General features: G+C 62.2%; 21 protein-coding genes. 13 read left to right on the plus strand and 8 right to left on the minus strand.

All coding sequences use genetic code 11. The features are described 5' to 3' along the window. Positions 1–18: 18 nt before the first annotated feature. The gene (locus JQ573_RS24165; protein ID WP_212316002.1) at positions 19–648 is read right to left on the minus strand and encodes a methylmalonyl-CoA mutase family protein; all 630 of its coding nucleotides are present in this window, start codon (positions 646–648) and stop codon (positions 19–21) included. A gap of 12 nt (positions 649–660) precedes the next feature. Here JQ573_RS24165 and JQ573_RS40655 point away from each other — a divergent pair, with 12 nt between their 5' ends. Both JQ573_RS40655 and JQ573_RS24175 read left to right on the plus strand, forming a co-directional pair. Beyond that, positions 661–846 carry a MarC family protein gene (locus JQ573_RS40655; protein WP_312011607.1) on the plus strand — a complete coding sequence of 62 codons (186 nt, stop codon included), beginning with the start codon at positions 661–663 and terminating at the stop codon, positions 844–846. Positions 847–991: 145 nt separating this feature from the next. Then, positions 992–1666, plus strand: a complete 675-nt coding sequence (locus JQ573_RS24175) for a hypothetical protein (protein ID WP_212316001.1) — start codon at positions 992–994, stop codon at positions 1664–1666. A 185-nt stretch (positions 1667–1851) separates the two neighbouring features. Here the strand turns inward: JQ573_RS24175 and aspT (JQ573_RS24180) are convergent, their stop codons facing one another. Then, positions 1852–3546, minus strand: a complete 1695-nt coding sequence (gene aspT, locus JQ573_RS24180; RefSeq protein WP_212315999.1) for an aspartate-alanine antiporter — start codon at positions 3544–3546, stop codon at positions 1852–1854. 15 nt (positions 3547–3561) lie between these two features. Further along, positions 3562–5253 carry an aspartate-alanine antiporter gene (gene aspT / locus JQ573_RS24185; protein WP_212315997.1) on the minus strand — a complete coding sequence of 564 codons (1692 nt, stop codon included), beginning with the start codon at positions 5251–5253 and terminating at the stop codon, positions 3562–3564. Positions 5254–5575: 322 nt separating this feature from the next. Between aspT (JQ573_RS24185) and aspD the strand changes: the two genes are divergently transcribed. Together aspD and JQ573_RS24195 are read left to right on the plus strand one after the other, a co-directional pair. Beyond that, the gene (gene aspD, locus JQ573_RS24190; RefSeq protein ID WP_212315995.1) at positions 5576–7207 is read left to right on the plus strand and encodes an aspartate 4-decarboxylase; all 1632 of its coding nucleotides are present in this window, start codon (positions 5576–5578) and stop codon (positions 7205–7207) included. Positions 7208–7403: 196 nt separating this feature from the next. Then, positions 7404–7592: a hypothetical protein gene (locus JQ573_RS24195; protein WP_212315993.1), complete on the plus strand. Its 189-nt coding sequence runs from the start codon at positions 7404–7406 to the stop codon at positions 7590–7592. A gap of 9 nt (positions 7593–7601) precedes the next feature. Here the strand turns inward: JQ573_RS24195 and JQ573_RS40805 are convergent, their stop codons facing one another. Beyond that, complete coding sequence (locus tag JQ573_RS40805; RefSeq protein WP_212315991.1) at positions 7602–7877, minus strand: hypothetical protein; 276 nt, start codon at positions 7875–7877, stop codon at positions 7602–7604. Here JQ573_RS40805 and JQ573_RS40315 point away from each other — a divergent pair. After that, positions 7767–7997: a hypothetical protein gene (locus tag JQ573_RS40315; protein ID WP_312011627.1), complete on the plus strand. Its 231-nt coding sequence runs from the start codon at positions 7767–7769 to the stop codon at positions 7995–7997. The two genes, JQ573_RS40805 and JQ573_RS40315, sit on opposite strands and share 111 nt — an antisense overlap. Before the next feature lie 36 nt (positions 7998–8033). On the opposite strand, the gene JQ573_RS24205 is transcribed toward JQ573_RS40315, so the two are convergent. Beyond that, positions 8034–8429: a hypothetical protein gene (locus JQ573_RS24205; RefSeq protein ID WP_212315989.1), complete on the minus strand. Its 396-nt coding sequence runs from the start codon at positions 8427–8429 to the stop codon at positions 8034–8036. Between the two features lie 189 nt (positions 8430–8618). Here JQ573_RS24205 and JQ573_RS24210 point away from each other — a divergent pair, with 189 nt between their 5' ends. Both JQ573_RS24210 and JQ573_RS24215 read left to right on the plus strand, forming a co-directional pair. Beyond that, positions 8619–9698: an AI-2E family transporter gene (locus JQ573_RS24210; protein WP_212315987.1), complete on the plus strand. Its 1080-nt coding sequence runs from the start codon at positions 8619–8621 to the stop codon at positions 9696–9698. Beyond that, on the plus strand, positions 9698–10135 hold the full coding sequence (locus JQ573_RS24215; RefSeq protein WP_212315985.1) for a potassium channel family protein: 438 nt from the start codon (positions 9698–9700) through the stop codon (positions 10133–10135). The genes JQ573_RS24210 and JQ573_RS24215 overlap by 1 nt, the downstream gene beginning before the upstream one ends. An 8-nt stretch (positions 10136–10143) precedes the next feature. Here JQ573_RS24215 and JQ573_RS24220 read toward each other — a convergent pair whose 3' ends face one another. Continuing rightward, on the minus strand, positions 10144–10767 hold the full coding sequence (locus JQ573_RS24220; protein ID WP_249132316.1) for a helix-turn-helix domain-containing protein: 624 nt from the start codon (positions 10765–10767) through the stop codon (positions 10144–10146). 388 nt (positions 10768–11155) lie between these two features. Between JQ573_RS24220 and JQ573_RS24225 the strand changes: the two genes are divergently transcribed. The 3 genes from JQ573_RS24225 (at position 11156) to JQ573_RS24235 (ending at position 14197) form a co-directional block, all read left to right on the plus strand. After that, positions 11156–12904 carry an ABC transporter substrate binding protein gene (locus JQ573_RS24225; protein ID WP_249132232.1) on the plus strand — a complete coding sequence of 583 codons (1749 nt, stop codon included), beginning with the start codon at positions 11156–11158 and terminating at the stop codon, positions 12902–12904. Positions 12905–12988: 84 nt separating this feature from the next. Further along, positions 12989–13621, plus strand: coding sequence for a response regulator transcription factor (locus JQ573_RS24230; protein WP_212315979.1), 633 nt, complete (start codon positions 12989–12991; stop codon positions 13619–13621). 102 nt (positions 13622–13723) lie between these two features. Continuing rightward, positions 13724–14197, plus strand: coding sequence for a response regulator (locus JQ573_RS24235; protein ID WP_312011608.1), 474 nt, complete (start codon positions 13724–13726; stop codon positions 14195–14197). Here the strand turns inward: JQ573_RS24235 and JQ573_RS24240 are convergent. After that, positions 14179–14625 (minus strand): invasion associated locus B family protein, encoded by a 447-nt coding sequence (locus JQ573_RS24240; RefSeq protein WP_312011609.1) that lies wholly within the window; start codon positions 14623–14625, stop codon positions 14179–14181. The two genes, JQ573_RS24235 and JQ573_RS24240, sit on opposite strands and share 19 nt — an antisense overlap. Before the next feature lie 169 nt (positions 14626–14794). Then, complete coding sequence (locus JQ573_RS24245) at positions 14795–15682, minus strand: S9 family peptidase (RefSeq protein WP_212315973.1); 888 nt, start codon at positions 15680–15682, stop codon at positions 14795–14797. Positions 15683–15845: 163 nt separating this feature from the next. Here JQ573_RS24245 and JQ573_RS24250 point away from each other — a divergent pair, with 163 nt between their 5' ends. The 3 genes from JQ573_RS24250 (at position 15846) to JQ573_RS24260 (ending at position 20992) form a co-directional block, all read left to right on the plus strand. Then, positions 15846–17540 carry a SulP family inorganic anion transporter gene (locus JQ573_RS24250; protein WP_212315971.1) on the plus strand — a complete coding sequence of 565 codons (1695 nt, stop codon included), beginning with the start codon at positions 15846–15848 and terminating at the stop codon, positions 17538–17540. A gap of 176 nt (positions 17541–17716) precedes the next feature. Beyond that, positions 17717–20467: a decarboxylase gene (locus JQ573_RS24255; protein WP_212315969.1), complete on the plus strand. Its 2751-nt coding sequence runs from the start codon at positions 17717–17719 to the stop codon at positions 20465–20467. A 90-nt stretch (positions 20468–20557) separates the two neighbouring features. Then, complete coding sequence (locus JQ573_RS24260; RefSeq protein ID WP_212315967.1) at positions 20558–20992, plus strand: hypothetical protein; 435 nt, start codon at positions 20558–20560, stop codon at positions 20990–20992. Positions 20993–21023: the final 31 nt, after the last annotated feature.

Genomic DNA, 21023 nt, shown 5'->3' on the forward strand with positions numbered 1-21023 from the left:
GCTTTCCCTTGAGAGTGCTCATAGGCGTACTGGCTCCTGAAATTCACCCCAGCCCTGCTTCAGGCGGCTCACAATCTCCCCGACGGTCGCATAGGCGTGACAGCAATCGATCAGATAGGGCATCAGATTTTCGTTGTCTTTCGCGGCTGCCGCGGCAAGATCGTCGAGGCTCTTCTCGACCGCGGCGTTGTTGCGGCCGGCCCGTATCGCGTCGAACTTCTCGAGCACGCGTGCAGCGCCCGTCGGATCCAGCCTGAACACTTCGCCAAAGTCGTCCGTCTGGTCCTCGCGGCGAAACGCGTTCTGGCCGACGATGATCGTATCGAGCGAATCGATCTTGCGGCGCCGTTCCGTGGCCCGCTCCGCCAAACGCATCTGCAGCCAGCCATCCTCGATCGCCTTCACGACACCGCCATAGGCATCGATCTCACCCATGACTTTCAGGATCTCCTCCTCCATCCGGTCCGTCAGGTGTTCGACATAGAAGCTGCCGCCCAGCGGATCGACCGTCTTCGAGATACCGCTCTCATAGGCGATGATCTGCTGCGTTCTCAGCGCAATCTCGGCCGAGAACTCGGTCGGGATCTGAAACGCCTCATCGTATGCACAGGTAAAGATTGACTGGGCACCGCCGAGCACGGCGGCCATCGTCTCACCGTCGTGACGGCAGCAATCTACCATGCATATCGCAAGTCGAGTGCGATGGCGCGACTATTCGGCGAAGAAGGGACCAGCGTGGTGACACGGCTGTCTGCCTTCCTCCTGGTTTGCATCGGCGTGCAGATCATTGTCGTCGGTGTCACGGAGGTTGCGCGCTCGATCGCCGGCGTTGGGCCGACCATCTGATCTCCCGTCGATTAATCCCGGTGGAGGGCGGTGGTCGCGCGGTTGACCTATGTCAAGCGTCACGGGTGGTCCTCCGATCATGCTGAGAACGACTTAACGTCAATCGGGGTGAGACGTGCCTAGTCAGGATAGCTGTCGGATTGGCATGGCTCGAATCGTGGAAGCGGCCAAGACCGGCCTGAGCGCCGCGATGCTGCTGCTGTCAACCAGCTGTTTTGCGATGGACATCCTGCGGGTGCCTAATTGCACAGGAGATGTCCTGAAGCTGAGCGGCGACATCGGGCCTGGCGATTTTGCCCGTTTTCGTGGGTTTGTGGGCGCGGAGAGGCGCGTGCGTGGTGTCGATCTCGACTCAGGCGGCGGCTCTCTTGATGAGGGCTTCCAGATTGCCATGCTTGCCTACCGACGTCAGCTCACAACCTATGTTTCCGGAGAATGCGACTCAGCCTGCGCATTCATTTTCCTGACAAGCAGGAAACGCTACGTGTCGCCAGACGCGAGGATTGGCGTTCATTCCGTCTCCAATGTGCACGGCAACGAGGATAGCGGGACCATTCGCGACACGATCAAGCTGGCGCGATTGATGGCCAAGCACGGGATTTCTCCTTCGACGATCGGCAAGATGGTGACGACCCCACCGGGAAAGATGTCTTATTTGAACAAAGACGATCTCGCGGCGCTCAAGGTCATCGTGCGGAACCCCTTCGATCGCATCATCGGCACCTCAACGGCGCAAGCGATGAAAAGCACTTCGACATGTGACACAGGAGCTTCGAACAGCAGTCCTGCGTTGGCTGGCAGCGGCGGAAAGAAAAGCTAGGTGGCGATCCGCCGACAGGTTCGAGGCGTTCAAGGAGCGGGCAGACGAACGCGGGTTCGGCGCGGAGGAAATCGCCGCCCGTTTCGGCGTTACGGCGCATGTGGTACGGCAACGCCCGCGACTAGGCGCTGTCTCCCCGAAGCTGGCACAGCGCTTTCGCCACGGCGACCTACGCGCCCGCCGGTTCATCCAGCGACGACGACCACCATGATCGATCCCCAGGTCGTCAACAGTATATTCGAAATCGGATAGGCAGGCGTATAGCCGAGCACCACCACGGAGCTGCCCGAGCGTTCCTGAATGGCGGCCATCGCTGCCGTGACCGTCTGTGCCCCAGTCAATGCACCGAGCAGGAGGATGGAATTCATGCGCAGCACGAAATGGCCAAAGCAGAAGCCGACGATCTGCGGCAATAGGGTGACGATCATGCCACCCAGAAGCAGGCCGATGCCCGACTCCCGGATGGCGGAAAGGAAGATCGGTCCGGCATGAATCCCGGTCAGGCCGACAAAGGCCGCCAGTCCGAGCGACGTCATCAGGCTGACGGCGCCGTCAGGGATCCGGCCGAAATACGGCAGGCGGGTGCGGAGATAGCCGACCAGAAGTCCGGCGAGCAGGGTGCCCACGCTGGTGCTCAGCGAGATCGTGACGCCGCCAACGGAAAAGCTCAGGAGAACGCCGACGAGGCCGCCGAGGAAGATCGCGAGCCCCAGCACGACGAAATCGATGCTGGTGCTCGGCGCGACGATGACGCCGATGCTGTTGGCCGCATTCTGCACCACCGCTTCAGGACCCACGATGCGAAGCAGATCGCCGCGCTGCAGGACGACGCCGGCGGCAATGGGAAGTGCCTCGCCACCCCGGCTCACCGAGCGCAGATAGAGGCCGCGTGCCCAGCTCTGCTCCGACGCCTGCTGGAGACTGCTGCCCGCGAGCTTCGGGTTGATCAGGAACACGTCGGCCGCGACCAGCGGGATATCGAGCAGCTCCCGGTCTTCCACCTCCTGGCCGCGCGGTCCGATCAGCTCCACGACGGTTTGGCGCGGAGCGGACAGCGCGACAACGTCGCCGGCCGCGAGTATGGTTCCAGGCTCCGCCTCGAGGATGCGCTCTCCGCGGCGAATGCGGTGGACGAACACGCGCTGCTCGGGCACCCGTGCTTCGGCGGCCGCAACCGTCAATCCGACGATCGCCGCGTGATCATCCAGCCGGTAGGCACGCATTTCGAACTTGCGCCAGGCGGACGCCAAGCCGGGCTTGGCGCGCGTGATCCCCAGTGCCTGCTCCAGCTTGAGCGCTTCCGTCTTCAGGTCGAATTTCAGCAGCGCCGGAACGACAATCGTGCAGAATGTGATCACGCCGGCATAGCCGAAGATGTAGCAGACCGCATCGGCCACCGCGATGTGTGAAACGAACAGCGCACGCTGCGCTTCGGACACGGGTAGCGAATTGACTGCGTCGGTCGCCGTACCCATTGCAGCGCTCTGGCTGAGTGCACCAGATAGCAGTCCGGCCGCAAAGCCGGGGTCGAGTCGCAGCACGCGCGCCACGACGATCGCCGCCGCAAGACCAGTGAGGCTGACGACAACGGCCATCAGCACCGGCTTCAGCCCGTCGCGCTTCATCGCCAGCACGAATTGCGGACCGACCGAGTAGCCCACCCCGAACAGGAACAGCAGGAACAGGAACGACTTGGTCATGCTGGACACGGGGACGTGCGCGAAATCGCCGACCGCGAGGCCCGCGAACAGCGCGCCCGTCACCGGGCCAAGGCTGAAGGCGCCGATCCTGAAGCTTCCTATCCAGTAGCCGGCCGCGATCACCAGGAACAGCGCCAGCTCCGGATAGCGGACCAGAAACTGCTGCAGCCAGATCAACATTTTCCCGGACCACGGCTAAGTCATCATCATAACCAGCACCATGCCCCAGATCGTCAGCAGCGTGTTTCCGACCGCGTAAGTGACGGTATAGCCGAGGCCGGGTATCTGGCTTTTCGCGCGGTCGTTGATCATGCCGAGCGATGCGGTGGTCGTGCGCGCGCCGGAGCAGCATCCGAGCAGGATCGCGTCGTGGAAACGGAACAGGTATTTGCCGACGAACATCGCGAGGATCAGCGGCACGGTGGTCACGACGACGCCCCAGAGGAACAGGCTGAAGCCGAGCTTTTGCAACCCGGCGACAAATCCCGGTCCCGAGGAGATGCCGACCACGGCAATGAAGACGTTCAGGCCGACCGAGTTCATGAACCACACGGTGGGTGACGGGATGCGGCCGAAAGTCGGGTGCACGGATCGGAGCCAGCCGAAGAACAGGCCGGAGATCAGCGCGCCGCCGGACGTGGACAAAGTGAGCGGCACGCTTCCGATCTTGTAGACGAAGGCGCCGACCAGGGCGCCGATCGCAATGGCTGCGCCGATGAACGCGACGTCGGCAATGTCGGTCGCACGATCCGGCCGGCCCAGCATCTTTGTGGTGGCCGCGACATCGGACGTGCGGCCCACCAGGGTGACGATGTCGCCCCGATTGATCTTCGTGTTCGGCAGGATCGGGATCTCGGTCGCGATCGCGCCCCGGGCGATCTTGCGCAGGAACACGCCGCGAGCGCCCGGTTCTTTCGCCAGTTGCTCCAGCGTCTTGCCATCGACGTCCTTGCTGGTCACGTAGACGTCGACGCCCTCGATCGGTACCGCCAGCAGCTCGCGATCGTCGACTTCCTCCGCCTGCTCGCCGATCAGCTGCACGAGCACATCGCGGCGGCCGGCGACGGCGACGACATCGCCGGCGTGAATCACCGTGTCGGAAGTTGCCTCCGCGATCTTTCCACTTTGCCGAAGCCGCAGGACGAAGACGCGATGATCGGGAATCAGTGACTCGGCCTGCTCGACCGTCTTACCGACGACAGGCCCACGCTCGCGAACGCGGTAGGCGCGCAAATCGAACTGGTGCCAGGCCGTTCCGGGGCCACCCAGCTCCTTTTTGCCGCCATGCTCCTCCTCATATCTCTTGCAAGCGGCCTCGAGATCGATACCGAGCAGCGCAGGGCCTAGCAGGGCGAGGACGATCGCCGACCCGACCGTGCCGAAAATATAGGTCACGGCATAGGCGACCGGCATCGCATCGAGCAGTTTCTTGGCTTCGTCTGCGGGCAGACCGAGGCGATTGATGGCGTCGGTCGCGAGCCCCATCGACGCCGAAATCGTCTGCGAGCCAGCATAGAGCCCGATGGCCGACCCGACGTCGTAGCCGGCGACCTTCGCGCCGAAATACGCCGAGAGAAGACAGAACACGCAGACCACGGCCGCGAAAATCGCCTGCGGAACGCCGTCCTGCGCGATGCCGCGCACGAACTGCGGTCCGACGCCATAACCGATCGCGAACAGGAACATAAGGAAGAAAAACGGCTTGAGCGGGCCTGAAATGGTGATTCCGATCTGGCCGATGATGACCGCGGCGACCAGTGTCGCGGTGACCGCGCCGAGACCAAGGCCCTTGTAGGTGAACGATCCGAAATAGTAGCCCAGGGCCAGAGAGAGGAAGATCGCGATTTCGGGATAGGTGCGGAGCGTCTGGAAGAGCCAATCGATCATGATGTCACCCGTTCATGCTGTCCCGGGGCCTAAGGAGGGCGAGGCGACCGTATTGATCGACATCAGGCGGCGGCCGGTGAGAAGGATGTTGATCTATGTCAAGCGCAACTGCGAGAGCCCTCGCTGTTTCATCGTCTTGCCTGCAGCTCACGCGCGGTTCGCACATTGCATCGTGACGCGGCCGCTGCGACTGCATCGCCGGCACAGGACCGTTGACATAGATCAAGCTCGGTCACCGGCGGCCGATCATGCTGACCGCGATTGCGCAGGCGAACAGCCCGTCCGCCTCCATCAACAGCTTGCATCGCCCCGGGAGTGTCAAATGGCCGATCTTCTGACCTTAAAGAAATTTGAGGCGTTGAGCCCCTTCGAGATCAAGGACGAGCTGATCAACCTCGCGAAGAGCAATTCGAAGCGGAGCCAGATGCCCTTCCTGAATGCCGGGCGGGGCAATCCCAACTGGGTGGCCACGACGCCGCGTGAAGGCTTCTTCCTGCTGGGACAATTCGCCATCACCGAGAGCAAGCGGGTGTTGGAGCACCCGGCGGGCATCGGCGGCATGCCTCAGGCAAAGGGCATTGCCGGGCGTTTCGAGGCCTGGCTCGCACAGCACAAGGATATGCCCGGTGCGAGCTTCCTGACCGAGATGCTGCCCTTTGCGGTCAAGAAATTCGGCTTCGATCCCGACGCCTTCGTTCACGAGCTGGTCGATTCGATCATCGGCGACAATTACCCGGTGCCGGATCGCATGCTGGTGCACAACGAAAAGATCGTACACGAATATCTGATGTGGGCCGTCTGCGGCGAGCCCCGGCCGGCTGGAAAATTCGACATCTATGCGGTCGAGGGCGGCACCGCGGCGATGTGTTACCTCTTCAAGTCGCTGAAGGCCAATCGGCTGCTGGTGCCAGGTGATACGATCGCGCTGGCGACGCCGATTTTCACGCCCTACATCGAGATGACGCACCTGGAAGATTACGATCTGAAGGTCGTTCAGATCAGGGCTCCGCAGGAAAACAAGTTCCAGTTCACCGACGAGGAAATCAAGAAGCTGGAGGATCCGAAAGTTAAGGCCTTCTTCGTCGTCAATCCGTCCAATCCCCCGGGGATGGCGCTGAGCAAGGAGACGGTTGCCAAGTTGGCCAATTTGGTCAAGACCAAGCGCCCCGACCTGATGATCCTCACCGACGACGTCTACGGAACCTTCGTGCACAACTTCCGTTCGCTGCTCGGCGAGCTGCCGCGCAACACCATTGGCGTTTACTCCTATTCGAAGTATTTCGGCTGCACGGGATGGCGGCTCGGGGCCATCGCCATCCACGAAGACAATATCTTCGACAAGAAGATCGCCAAGCTCCCGGACGAAGCCGTCAAGGCGCTCGACAAGCGTTACGGGCCGCTCACGCTCGAGCCGCGCAAGCTCAAGCTGATCGACCGCATCGTCGCCGACAGCCGCGATGTGGCGCTCAATCACACCGCGGGATTGTCGTTGCCGCAGCAGGTGATGATGAGCCTCTTCTCGCTGGCGGAGATGCTGGACGTGAAAAAGGCCTACCAGGCCGCCTGCATGGAAATCGTCAACAAGCGCCTGTGGTCGCTGCTCGACGGGCTGGGGCTCGCCGACAAGCTGACCCCGAACCCGAACTACGATGCCTACTATGCCCTTATCGATTTCGAGTTCTGGGCCCGAAAGAACATCGGCGACGATGCCGTCGAACACCTGAAGAAGAATGTACACCCGCTGGACCTTGCGTTCAGGCTGGCCGAGGCCCACGGGATCGTGCTGTTGAACGGAGGTGGCTTCGATGCTCCGGAATGGTCGCTTCGTGTTTCGCTCGCGAACCTGTCTGACGATGTCTACGACGATATCGGACGCGGCGTCCGGACCATCGCCAGGGGCTACCGCGATGCCTACGAAGCGGCAACCGGGAAGGGCGGAGCGGCGAGGCGCTGAGCTCTCCACGTGATCGGAACTTTGTCAGCCTCCAGCGCGAGAGCTGTCGCGGATAGCGCTGCCCAGGCATTCGTCACTCATGGGGTCACGTGGTCAACCGGGCAATCTAGTCCGATTGGGTGAGCCAGCTTGTCGCAGGTCATTTCGATTGTCTGGCACAAGCTGCACTGGTCATTCGGTTTTTCCGTGATCTACCATGACCAGCATGGGGAACGGCAGCGACATATTTCGGCGAGTGCTTCGAGCGAGAGAGGCGGCCGGCGCGCGCAATTGGCTGCATCGTTCGCTTGAAGCGATCGACGGCGATTTTGCATTTAGGATAACCGTTATGACGGCCGGGATGCTGTCGACTGTCGCGCTTGCCTTCGGATTGCTGTCGCTTTGAGCGAGCCTCTCATCCGAAGCCGAGCGAACTGATGCCGGCGACGAGTTCGGCGCCTGCAACCGGAGGCCCCAGCCCGGGCGGCAATGAATGCGCTTCAAAATAGTTGCAAATTCGACCGGACGGCGAGACCATCCCGCGCCAAGGGTAGGGATCGGGGCATCCGCCACGATTGTCCTGTTCTGTTGTGCACAGCAAACGGTTGCGCTGCCGCTGACGTCGTTCCGTCATCAGGACCAGGCTCAGCGGCATTGTCCTGGCGATACCGTCGTCTGGCTCGATCTCCACCGCGGACGCTACTTCCTCAAGGGACAGAGCCGCTACGGCAGGGGCTTCGACGGCAGTTTCGTGTGCAGGAACGAAGCCCGCGATAGCGGCTATCGGCGTTCGTTGCTCGGCCTCCGGTGACTTCGCCGCGAGCGAGCCAGGCGCCCAACGGCCGACCTACCAACCATAATACCGCGGCTGGGCATAGTAGCCGTAACCTGCGCCAGGCGGGCAATAGCCGTATCCGGAGCCATAGCCATAGCCGTATCCGGCGCCATAGTAGGGATATCCGCCATAGGCCGCGCTCGCGATGGCTCCGCCAACGATCGCACCGGCAGCGGCGGCGCCCCATCCTCGATAACCCCAGCCGCCGTAACCTCCTCTCCAACCGCGATAGCCCCAGCCGCCGCGCCAGCCACCACCCCAGCCGCCCCAACGGACCTCAACCGCGCTGTTGTCGACCACGCCTTTCATGGCGGCGATGTTGGTCGGTAGTGGGGCCGCCCGGCCTCCGCCAATGGCGACCGCGCTCGCAAGCAGGGTCAAGGCCAGCAAGGTTTTGGTGTTCTTCATGGCGTCCTCCACATCAGGGTGACATGCGCGGCTGTGATCGAAACGGCAGGCAAGGTCATGATCAAATTCCGAATCATGCGGAGCCTGTCAGCCGGCGCCATCCGACGCTTGATCTGGATCAAGCAGCGTGTGCCGAGGCGATGCCACCGCTTCCCATCTGCCTGCTGACGCCCAATCGAAAGCACGCTCTTGAGAACCCTTCGCCAACTCGTGGCCGGAGACGAGTTCATCCAGCTCGCAATTCGCCTCGGATTGCTTGCGCTGCTGATCTACTGGTCGTTCGTCCTGGTCCGCCCGTTCGTGCCGATCCTGGCCTGGAGCGTTGTGCTCGCGGTCGCGCTCTATCCGGTGTTCAACTGGCTCACAGGGATGCTCGGGGGCCGTGCAGGCATCGCGGCCCTGGTCCTCACCTTGATCGCATTGGGAATCGTCATCGGACCGGCGGCCTGGCTCGGGATTGGGGCAGTGGAGGGGGTGAGGGAGCTCGCCGAACAACTGAGCGCCGGCAACGTCGTCGTGCCATCGCCGATGCCGGGGATCAAGGAATGGCCACTGATCGGCGGCCCGCTCTATGACCTCTGGGATCGGGCGTCGACCAATCTGCGCGCCGTGCTGCGCGAGGTCGTGCCGCATCTGAAGCCGCTGGCCGGGATCCTGTTTGCGTTTGCGAGCAATGCCGGCGTCGGGATGCTGAAGTTTCTGCTGGCGGTCGTGCTGGCCGGGTTCCTGTTTCCCCACGGCCGGCAGCTTGCCGCGGCATGCAGGGGCTTCCTGTCCCGCATCGTGCCGGAGCAAAGCGAGCACTTTCTTGACCTGGCTGGCGCGACCATTCGGGCAGTCTCCCAGGGCGTTATCGGCGTCGCCGTCCTGCAGTCGCTGCTGGCCGGCATCGGGTTCAAGCTCGCCGGAATTCCGAATGCGGGCCTGCTGGCGTTTGTCGTGATGCTGTTGGCGATCGTGCAGATTGGGGCGGCCATCGTCCTGTTTCCCGTCATCATCTGGCTCTGGTCGGCCAAAGACTTCACGACGGCGCTTGCTTTGACGTTGTTCTTCCTGGTCGTCGGCGTCCTCGACAATGTGCTGAAGCCGCTGGTCATGGGGCGGGGCCTGACCACGCCGGCCCTCGTTATCTTCGTCGGCGTGATCGGCGGGACGCTCGCCCACGGGATCGTGGGCCTGTTCATCGGACCGATCATTCTCGCAGTTGCATGGGAGTTGATCACGGCATGGATCGGGGACGACCGTGTCAGGCTGGCAGGACAGCAGTGATGCTATTTCAGCTCATCGTGGGATCGGCGGTAAGCGCGACCAATATCGTGCTTCATTCGTTGTTCACCGTCGGGGTGATCGGACTGCTGCGGAACCTCACTCTGAGCGCCACCGGCCGGTTTGGGTTGCAGCTCAGCGGCGTGATGGTGGCGACTGCGCTGATCCTGATGGTAGCTCACACGTTGGAGATCGTGGTCTGGTCGCTGGCCTATCACGCGGCTGGTGCAGCGCCAGTGGGCAGCGATCTGCTCTATTTCGCCTTTGTGAACTACACAACGCTTGGCTACGGCGACGTCATTCCGGTCAAGGAGTGGCAGCTGATTGGACCGATGGCGGCCATGAACGGCATTCTGATGTTCGGCTGGTCGACTGCGGTCCTGTTCGAAGTGCTGCAGAAGACGATCGAGCGCCAGGCCGCGCTCGCGAAATCCCCGTGATGTCGCGCTCAATTGTCGAGTTGGGCCAGTTTGCCGCGGTCAACCAGCATGATTTCGCGCTGGTTTGAGCCCAGGAAGTTGAGAGTTCCGTAGGCGTGCAGCTTGGATAGCGCACGCGATACGGTCTCGAGGGTCAGTCCGAGGTAGTCGGCGATATCGCGCCGGCACATCGGAAGGGCGACGACGCCGACGCCGGCCAGCCGGCGATCCATTTCGAGCAGAAACGCGGCCACCCGCTCCAATGCGGTCTTGCGGCCTAGCAGCAGCATGTGATCTTCCGCATGCTGCAGGTTGCTGGTGGTCATGATCAGCAGGTTGTGAGCCAGATCTGAATCAGAATGGGCAACCCGCTCGAGACTCATTCGCTTGATCAAGCGCACATTTGTGTCGACAATGGCTTCGGCAGTGAAGCGATGGGTGTCGGCATTCTCAAGACCGAAAATGTCTCCGACGAGGTGAAAAGCACCGATCTGGCGTCGTCCGTCGGAGAGGAGCTTGTAGCTGCGGACAGCCCCAGAAACGACCTGGTAGACGTACTCCGCGGGCTCCTTCTCGCCGTAGATCTCGGCGCCCCTTCTGTAGTGGAATTCGCTGGTGATGAAGTTGGTAGGATGGGCGGTCAGCCCACCCATGATGCTCGGTACATTGGCCGGTCTGACGTTGACGCGAGCGAACATGGACCAACTCTTTTCACTACGGTCTTGCGGTGTCCGCAGCGGCTCGAAAATGCTTGTCCGCATGCAATGACTACGACACGGCCCGGCCAGCCTCTATTGGTCTTGAGGCCATTGTCCCAAAGGACAGGGTACGCGGAATGCGAAAACTTGTTCGCAATTGGTACGCAAGTCCCGCATTAGTTTTCAGCATTTGCAGCGATAACCGTGTTAGCTTTCGTGAACCCGTTGATCTCCGGCTCCGAGCGCTATGAGCAACGCAATTCGGCTCTCTGGACTGATCATTTTGCTGGCTAGCTTGCTATCGCCGGCTGGTCTCCGGGCGCAAGAGATGCGTCCACATTCCATGCTGGTGCTGGACCAGTCCGATCGGCGCGGCCCGTTCTACTACCAGGTCTTCGTTGGACTGAGGGATGCCGTGAGCGCGCACGGTCACGCTTCGACGACAATCTACACGGAAAGCCTCGATCTCAATCGCTTCGGCGGTGAAGCCTATCAGGATGGCTTTCGGCGCTTCCTCGAGGCCAAATATCGCGATCGACCGATCGGTGTCGTGGTCTCCGTTGGAGCGGCTGCGCTCGAGCTCGCGCTCCGCTGGCGCTCGCAACTTTGGCCCAACGCGCCAATCGTGTTTGCGATGGTCGAAGAGAACGATTTCAAGCGATTGCGGCCGCCGGCCTATGTCACCGGCGGGATCGTGACCTTGAAGCTCAAGGATGCCGTCCGGGCCGCCCGCGCCGTGGTGCCAGACCTCAAGACGGTCGTGCTTGTTGGTGCCGAATGGGATCGGCAAGTTCTGTTTCGCAATTGGAAGGACCATGCCGCGGCCGACCTTCCGGGCCTCGATCTGATAGAGATCATCGGACGTCCGATGCCCGATGTCATCGAGCAGGTGGGCGCGTTACCCGACCGCAGCGCGATCATACACACAGGGCTCTATAGCGACGGCAAAGGCAACTATTATCCGCCCTCAGATGCCCTCGCGTTTGTCGCGGCCAAGGCAAATCGTCCCATTGTCGTTGGGGCGGAGACGTTCCTCAAGCCGGGCGGGATCGGCGGATTCGTTGTCGTCCCGTCCTTGATCGGTGCCGAGGCAGCACAAAGGGCGCTGCGGATCCTGGATGGAGAAGCGCCGGAAAATCTGCCGCCGTCGGTCATCGATGCCGTGAAGCCGATCTTCAATTGGCAGCAGATGCAACGCTGGAATGTCAGCGAAGCCAGTCTGCCGCAAGGCAGCGAAATCCGCTTCCGAGAGCCGACCTTCCTCGAAAAATATCGCTGGCGAGCGGTTGCGTTCAGTGCGGCGTTGCTGTTTCAGACCGTGCTGATTGCGTTCCTGCTGCACGAGCGGTACATGCGACGAAAGGCCGAAGTTGAGGCCCGCAATCGCCTGTCCCAGCTTGCCCACAGCAATCGGCAGGCTACCGCCGGAGAGCTGTCGTCCTCGATCGCCCATGAGCTCAACCAGCCGCTAGGCTCGATCCTGACCAATGCCGAGACGGCGGAGTTGATCCTCGGCTCGCCGACGCCCGACCTTCAGGAGGTGCGGGAAATCATTTCCGATATTAAGCGCGATGATCTGCGTGCGAGCGAGGTGATCCGCCGGATGCGCAGCCTGCTGAAGCGTGCGCCATTCGAGAAGACCGAGATCGACCTAAACCAGATCATGCGGGAAGCATTCGACTTCCTCAAGCTGCAAGCGTCGGCACGCAACGTCGCAATCTACCTGCAGACATCGCCGCAGACCCTGCGGGTGAAAGGAGACCCGGTCCAGTTGCAGCAGGTCATTCTCAACCTCGTGGTCAATAGCATGGACGCGATGGGAAAGATGCCCTACGGACGCACGATCATCGGTCGTACCGAAGTCAACGGAGGGGCGTCGGCCGTGATTTCGATCTGCGATTCCGGTCCGGGAATTCCCACGGACAGGCTGAACGAGATTTTCGATCCGTTCTTCACCACAAAGGAGCAGGGAATGGGCATTGGACTGTCTATCGCGCGGACGATCGTTCTGGCGCATAGTGGTCAGATCTGGGCTGAGAACCAGTCTGGCGGCGGAGCGGCTTTCCATCTGTCATTGCCGCTGGCGGCATAGCGCGTTTGGGCTCTTACTTTAGCAGGAGGCAGTGCTAACTTAGCGACGCAGTCTTTTGTCGTCGGATGTGTAGGAGAGAGGGTAATGCACGCTTACGTGCATATTGTCGACGACGACGCCTCGTTTCGCACAGCACTTGAGCGCAGGCTCAAGCTCGCCGGCTACCGTGTTGCGACCTATGCATCGGCCCGGCAACTGCTTGATCAATTGCCTGGCGACGAGGATGCCGGCTGTATCGTGCTGGACGTGCGTATTCCCGGAATGAGTGGTCCGGAGCTGCAGATGCGCCTCAACGAGCTGGAGTCGACGCTTCCGATCGTATTCCTCACTGGACATGCCGACACGGCGACGACCGTGCAGGCGATCAAGGCCGGAGCCGAGGATTTCCTGACCAAGCCGATCGCGTCGGAGCAACTGATCGAGGCAATCAATCGCGCTGTCGCGCAGCACAAGTTGGCCCGCGGCCAACGAACCAAGCTCGACTCACTCCGCGCGCTGCTGGCAAGGTTGACCCCGCGCGAGCGGCAGGTATTCGATCTGATTGTGCGCGGTCGGATCAACAAGCAGATCGCCCATGAACTCGGCACGACGGAACGCACGATCAAGGCGCATCGTCACCAGGTCATGGAGAAGATGCAGGTGCAGTCGCTTGCCGAGCTGGTCTCGATCGCCGAGCGGCTCGGCGCGCGCGAGCTTGATGGCGAGGTCAAGGGGTGACCCGCCGCCGGCGCGGCTGCGGCCGTCCTGTCCCATGGTACAATATGAAAGCTCTGTGACGGCGTTTATCTCCAATAGTGCCCGCGACGGTGTCGCGCGCCGATGGAGGCTAAGTGTGCTGCATCGGGACATGGGCATTGGATCGCGGCGCCGAGGTGGAGGCTTCAAAATTTGCCGATCCCGAGAATTGTTTTCGTTGTGGACGATAACCCCTCCATGCTCCGGGGAATCGGACGGCTGCTTCGAGAATATGGATTTGCATCCAGATTGTTCGAGACCGGAAATGCCTTGCTGATGGATGGCGGCTTCGATTGCGCGCTGTGTCTGATCCTGGACATCAATCTCAGCGATGGTTCAGGGATCGAACTGCGTCATCGCCTGGCGGATCAAGGCATCGAAGTCCCCGTCATCTACATCACCGGAAATGACAACCCGGCGACACGAATGGCCGCGATGGCATCGGGATGCGTGGCCTATCTGACCAAGCCGTTCACGGCAAAGTCGCTGATGCAGCCGATCGAACAATTGTTGGCTGGCGCAGCGATCGCGGGTCTGGATCATTCGTCGATGGCTTGATCGAGCGTCAGCGCGGGTGCTCCGTTGCGGACGACCGCAAAGCGGTCGAGCGGGACCGATGTCGTCACCGTCAGAATGCTGGTGTCGACGACGTCGACCGAGAGCGCCTGTCCGCCATCCATTTCCTCGATCAGCTTGGGATCGGCAACATCGGCTGCGATGCACATGTTGCTCACGCACCAGGTGTAGGGCAGGCGGTGGACCTGCTGCTGGTCGACCGACAGCTTGACGCCGGCTTGCAGGTACATGCCGACCGGCAGGAATAGCTGGATGCGGGAGGTCCCGTCTTCACGCTCGATCAGGTCGATGCGAACGGCTGTCTGGCCGGTCCCGAAGGTCCCGGTGATCGTGGTCCGGCATAATGTCCTGGCGCCGGCCGCATTGAAACAAAGCTTGCGCCAATCGCCAAATTTGACGTCTCGCGCCACGTGTGATCCTCGAGAGGCGACCTCGCCACCGTCCTTCACCGCGGGCGGCGGCGTGGAGGTCTGCTGACTGTGGGCAGCACCGATGCTGGCTGCTACCAGCGCCAACGTCGCCAAGGTAGTATACAAGGCACCATATCGGACCATGGACACTCCTCCAGCGAGAGTGCGCCTAGCGCACCTTGTCCAGAAATCGTTCGACCAATGGCGACCAGATGGGAATGGCATCGGGAGAGCCGATCAGGAAATGCCCTTCGTCGCCGAACGGCGGCAATAGGTGGTACTCGGCTCGGCCGCCGGCGCCCATGAACGCCTCATACATCCGCTTCGACAGGGCCGGCCCGAAGAAGGTGTCGTTCTCGATGTAGAGCCACAGCATGGGCACGCGTGACGTATGGCCAAAGAAGCCGGTCGCTTCGACAAGCTTGTCAGGATTGCAGTTGTTGTTGGGCTTGCCATCGACCCTGCCGCCGCGGCCGGCTGCGAAGGTGATGATGGCCTTGACTTGCGGCGGATTGAGGCTCGACAGCGCGATGGCAGCCCAGCCGCCGGCCGACTGTCCGACGACGATGACGTCTTTCGGTACGATGAGCTTTTCGGCTGCCACGTAGTCGATGATCCAGAGATCGACCTGCGCGACGGCGAGACCCGGATCGAGGAAATTCGGATTGGTGCATTTCCCGATCTTGGAGAAGAACGGGCCGTAGAGACCGCGTTCGGGAATATCGATGGCCGCCGCGCCATAGCCGGTGCCGACCGGTGCGACCACGAGATAGCCGCGCCGCGCAAACCACATTGCGGCGTCGCGAAACTCTACCAACGGGAAGAAACTGCGATCCCTGGCGTTCAGCGACACACCGTGGTTCATGATGAGCAGCGGGAAAGGGCCGTCGCCCACGGGGCGGACCAGGTAAGCGAACATTGGTAGCGGGAGTGGCAACGCCCAGATCTCTTCCTGGATGCGCTGGGATGGGCCTTGATCATCGGCGCGTGCTGGAGCGGTCAGGCCAAGCACCAGAAGGGCTGCGGTTACGAGGATCCGTAAGCGGTGCTGACCCATGCCATGCGCTCCAGCGGTCGTCCGGCAAATGTGCAGGTCACGCTAATCGAGCCGAGCTAGGTGAGAAGCACATTGCGGGCAGCGAGGCTTGATCTGAGTCAACGAGCATCGCGTCCGCCGGCGCAACCACATCCAGCCATTGCGGCTTCATACGGCGGGCTTGATGTCGATCCAAGGAGAGATGAGTTGGATGCGCCGGTTCCCGCCGGCGATCTGGCTCGCCGATTATCGCGCATCCTGGCTTGGCGCAGACGCAATCGCCGGGGTCACGCTGGCGGCCTATGCCATACCGGTGTCGCTGGCCTATGCGGGGCTCGCCGGGCTGCCGCCGCAGGTCGGCATCTACGGCTATCTGCTTGGCGGTGTTGGGTATGCGTTGTTGGGCTCATCCCGGCAACTCGCGGTCGGTCCGACCTCAGCGATCTCGCTGATGATCGCCGGCGCCGTCGGCCTATTGGCCGGCGGCGATGCCACACGCTACGGGCAGATCGTCAGCGTCGTTGCCTTCAGCGTCGCGCTGCTCTGCCTGATGGCGTGGCTGTTCAAGCTCAGCCTGCTGGTGCGGTTGATCAGCGACAGCATCCTTGTAGGCTTCAAGGCCGGAGCGGGGCTCACCATTATCATGAGCCAGCTGCCGAGCCTGTTCGGCGTGGCTGGCGGCGGTCACAATTTTTTCGACCGCGCGATCAAGCTTGCCGGCCAGTTGGGCGATACGAGGCCGCTGGTGCTCGGCATTGGTGTAGCTGCGACCGTGCTGCTCCTGCTCGGCGAACGCAGGCTGCCCGGCAAGCCCGTTGGGTTGGCAGTGGTCGCGCTGTCGATCCTGACCGTCTCCCTGCTCGGGCTTGCAGAAATGGGATTGCCGGTGACCGGAAAAATCCCGACCGGGTTGCCGAGCCTTGCGCTGCCGACGTTCGGCTTGCTCGAATTTGACGATCTGTTTCCCATCGCCGCCGGATGCCTTGTGCTGGCTTACGTGGAAGGCGTGTCCGCCGCGCGAGCCTTCGCGGCCAAGCATGGCTACCCGTTGGACGTCCGGCAGGAGTTTTTGGGACTCGGCGCGGCCAACCTCGCGGCGGCCCTTGGGCATGGTTACCCCGTCGCGGGCGGCCTGTCGCAGTCGGCCGTCAATGACGCAGCCGGCGCGCGGACGCCTCTCGCACTCGTGTTCTGCTCCGCGACCCTCGCCCTCTGCCTGCTGTTTTTCACGGGTCTCTTGACCAATCTGCCGAAGACCGTGCTTGCTGCGATCGTCTTTTCCGCGGTCTACAAACTGGTCGATATTCCGGCGCTCGCAACAATGTGGCGGATCAGCCGCATCGATTTCTATGCCGCGGTCATCGCGCTTGTCTCCGTGCTGTTCCTCGGGATCCTGCAGGGCGTGCTGCTGGCCGCCGTCGCCTCGATCTTCCTGCTGCTGTTGCGCGCGTCCCAGCCGAATATCGCGTTTCTTGGCCGTCTGCCTGGCAGCGGCCGCTATTCCGACCGGGCGCGGCACGACGATGTGGAGCCCTTGACCGGGATCATCGCGTTTCGCCCGGAAACTTCTCTCCTTTATGTCAATTCCGAGACAGTCTTCGAGACGGTGCTGGCCACACTGCGGACGTCCCCCGACATCAAGCTGGTGGCCTGTGATCTGTCGGCCTCGCCATTCATCGACCTGGCGGGGTCGCGCATGCTGCACGATCTTCACCAGGAACTCGCATCGCGTGGAATCACGTTCTGCATCGTCGGCGCGCACGCGCAGTTGCGGGATCTGCTTCGGGCGGACGGTCTTGCCGACAAGACCGATAGCGGAGACTGGATGCGCACGCTCGACAGCGTATTGAGCAGCTGGAGGCCGCCGGCAAACACTTAGCGTGCGCAGCCGTGCGGACTGCTCCTGACATTGCAGCCTTGTTGCATCGCAAGGCGACGCGCTCACTCGGCAGCTACGAGGCTTGTCTCATCCGGCTGCGGCTTGACTTGGATCAAAGGGGGCGATGGGCGCGGTTCTTACCGTCGCAGAACCAGCGCCAAGATCGGGAGACACAGATGGCAAACGACGCGAAACCGGCACCGCAGCGCATCGACCAGTTCTTCTCCGGCCCCGGCGGACGCGCGGATAATTGGCGCGATCTGGTTGAGGCCGCAAAGCTGTGGAGCAAGGGCGGTGACCGTGCGCCGTATGACGCGGCGCTGTCGGCGCTTACGGTCACGGAGGAGTTTCACGGCTACCCGGGCCTACGCTTGATGACAGCGCTGAAGGAGGCCGCGGTGGCGGGCGACGCCGCCACCTCGCATATGCTTGCAACGCGGATCGCGCAGGCCCTTCAGACAAAATCCTTCCGCCAACATGCCCACGATTGGAGCACGCAGGACGACGGCAATGGCGATGTTCCGGATCTGCTCCCGCCGACCCTCGGACAATCGGCCGCGCGCCGTCCTTACTTCGAGACCCTGATCGTGACCGGGGTGCCGGCCAGCAACTGGCCGGGACTCCTGGCGGAATGGCGCAGGCTGCGGCGTCCGGTCGACGCCTTCATCTATGAGCCCGTGGTGGTGGGCAGTCTCGAGGACGCCTTCTGTGCGGCAATGCTGAATCCCAACATTGCGGCCGTGGTCATCAATGAAGGCTTTGGCTTGCGCTCGCGCCACGATGCGCCCGTGCTTCGTGCCATGACTGCCGCCATGGGGCTCAACGACGAGTCCGATGCGTCCGCACTGCGGCTGGCGCATATCCTGAAGCGGATCCGGCCCGAGCTTGATCTCTACCTGATGTCCAATCGCGACGTCGAGCAGTTGGCCGGCAATCCCGAGGCCGACGTGGTGCGCAGGGTGTTTTACTCGGTCGAGGATATCCTCGAACTGCACCTTTCCATTCTGGAGGGCGTTCAGGATCGCTTCGATACGCCGTTCTTCGACAATCTGAAGAAATACGCGCAGCGGCCGATCGGGACCTTCCACGCGTTGCCGATCGCGCGCGGCAAGTCCGTGTTCAAGTCGGACTGGATCCGCGACATGGGCGAATTCTACGGGCTGAACCTGTTCCTTGCCGAGAGCAGCGCTACCACCGGTGGCCTCGACAGCATGCTGGAGCCGACCGGCAACATCAAGAAAGCGCAGGAGAAGGCCGCACGCGCGCTCGGCGCCGACCGCGTCTACTTCGTGACCAACGGCACTTCGACCTCCAACAAGATGGCGGTGCAGGCGCTGCTCGGTCCCGGCGACATCGCGATCGTCGACCGCAACTGCCACAAGTCGCACCACTACGGCATGGTGCTGGCTGGCGCGCAGCCGCTCTACGTCGAGGCGTTCCCGATGACGGAATACTCGATGTACGGCGCGGTGCCTCTAAAGACGATCAAGCAGGCGCTGCTGAACGCGAAGGCCGATGGCCGGCTCGACCGGGTCAAGATGATCGACCTCACCAATTGTACCTTCGATGGTCACATCTACAACACGCGGCGGGTGATGGAGGAATGCCTCGCGATCAAGCCCGACCTGATCTTCCTCTGGGACGAGGCCTGGTTCGGCTTCGCGCGGTTCTCGCCATTCCTGCGGCGGCGAACCGCGATGGGCGCGGCGAACGAGATCGAAGCCTGGATGCGCGATCCCAAATCGGTTGCGGCTTACGAGAAGCAGCAGGCCGAGCTCGGCAAGAACCCCTCGGACGAGGTGCTGCTCAAGACCCGGCTGATTCCCGACCCGCGCCAGATCCGGTTGCGGGTCTACCAGACCAACTCGACGCACAAGTCGATGTCGGCGATACGGCAGGGCTCGATGCTGGCCGTCAAGGACATCGAATTCCACACCGTCGAGGCGCAGTTCAAGGAAGCAGTGTTCACGCACGCATCGACCAGTCCGAACCAGCAGCTGATTGCGAGCCTGGACGTCTCGCGCCGCCAGATGGAGCTCGAGGGTTATGGATTGGTGGCCAATGCGATGGAGATCGCGTTCGCGATCCGCAATGCAGTCAACACCAATCCGCTGATTTCCCGGTACTTCCGCGTTCTGGGTGCGGATGCGATGGTCCCCAAGGAGTATCGCCAGAGCGGGTTCACCGACTATCTGGCGGCTGGGACCAACTGGGCGAGCGCGCTGAAGAGCCTGAACGACGACGAGTTCTGCCTCGATCCGACCCGGATGACGCTGGTCTGCGGCACGGCCGGCTACGACGGAACGCAGTTCAAGGGCCTGCTCGCCAGCCGCTACAACATCCAGGTCAACAAGACCTCGCGCAACTCGGTGCTGATCCAGTCCAACATCAACAACACGCGGAGCGACGTCGCGCACCTCGTCCGGGTGCTGGCCGAAGTCTCCGGCGAAATCGATCGGGGCCTCGCCAAGGGCGGGGCGAACGCCAGGCGCGATTTCGACGCGCGGGTCGACAGCCTGATGAAGGACGTGCCCGACCTGCCGAACTTCTCGCATTTCCACGACGCTTATCGCGGCGACGCGGGCACGAAGACGAACGAGGGCGACATCCGCGGTGGATTCTATTCAGCCTATGATGCGGCTGGATGCCAATACATTCGCCTGAACGATCCCGAGATCGACAGGCGCCTGAAGAACGGGCCCGCTCTCGTTTCCGCGAGCTTCGTGATCCCGTATCCGCCGGGCTTCCCGATCATGGTGCCTGGCCAGGTCATCACGCAGGAGACCATCGATTTCATGCGCAAGCTCGATGTGAAGGAGATCCATGGCTACGACGCCGCCGAAGGCTTGAAGCTCGTGACCACCGAGGCGCTGGCCAGGATGGGCAAGCCGCGGGCGGCAGCGCCGAAGCTGAAGGCCGCATCATAAGGGCACGAGATCTCGCAAGGCGTCTTCGCATTCTCGGAGCGGTGATCCTGGCACAACAAGTCGTAACGCAACCGGTTTCTGGAGAGAGTCATGAGGAAAGTGAGTTTGATCGGAGTTCTTGCTGCGGTGGTGATGGGATTGGCCGGCTTCAGCACGCCATCAATGGCCGAAACCGGCTCCGTCGCCGTCATCTTCACCAAGGGCGGCTTCATCGTGGGTGTCGGAGGCGGCGAGGGCGTATTGACGTTGCGCGGCAAGCATTATCCGTTCACAGTGTCGGGGATGAGCGTTGGCTTCACGATCGGCGCTTCGACCACCAAGTTCGTCGGGCGCGCCATCAATCTCAGGGGGCCTGCCTCAATCGAGGGCTCCTACAGCGCCGCAGGCGCCGGTGGTGCGATCGCCGCGGGCGCCGGCGGCGTGCAATTGCAAAATGCCAATGGTGTGATCCTGCAGCTCAGCGGCCCGAAAGTCGGCGCCGAGGTCTCGGCCGCCGTGGGCGGTGTCACGATCCGCTTGAAATAGATCTGAGGGACCAAGGCCGCGCCCGGCGCGG

It is taken from the genome of Bradyrhizobium sp. AUGA SZCCT0105 (genome assembly GCF_018129565.1).
Lineage (GTDB): Bacteria > Pseudomonadota > Alphaproteobacteria > Rhizobiales > Xanthobacteraceae > Bradyrhizobium.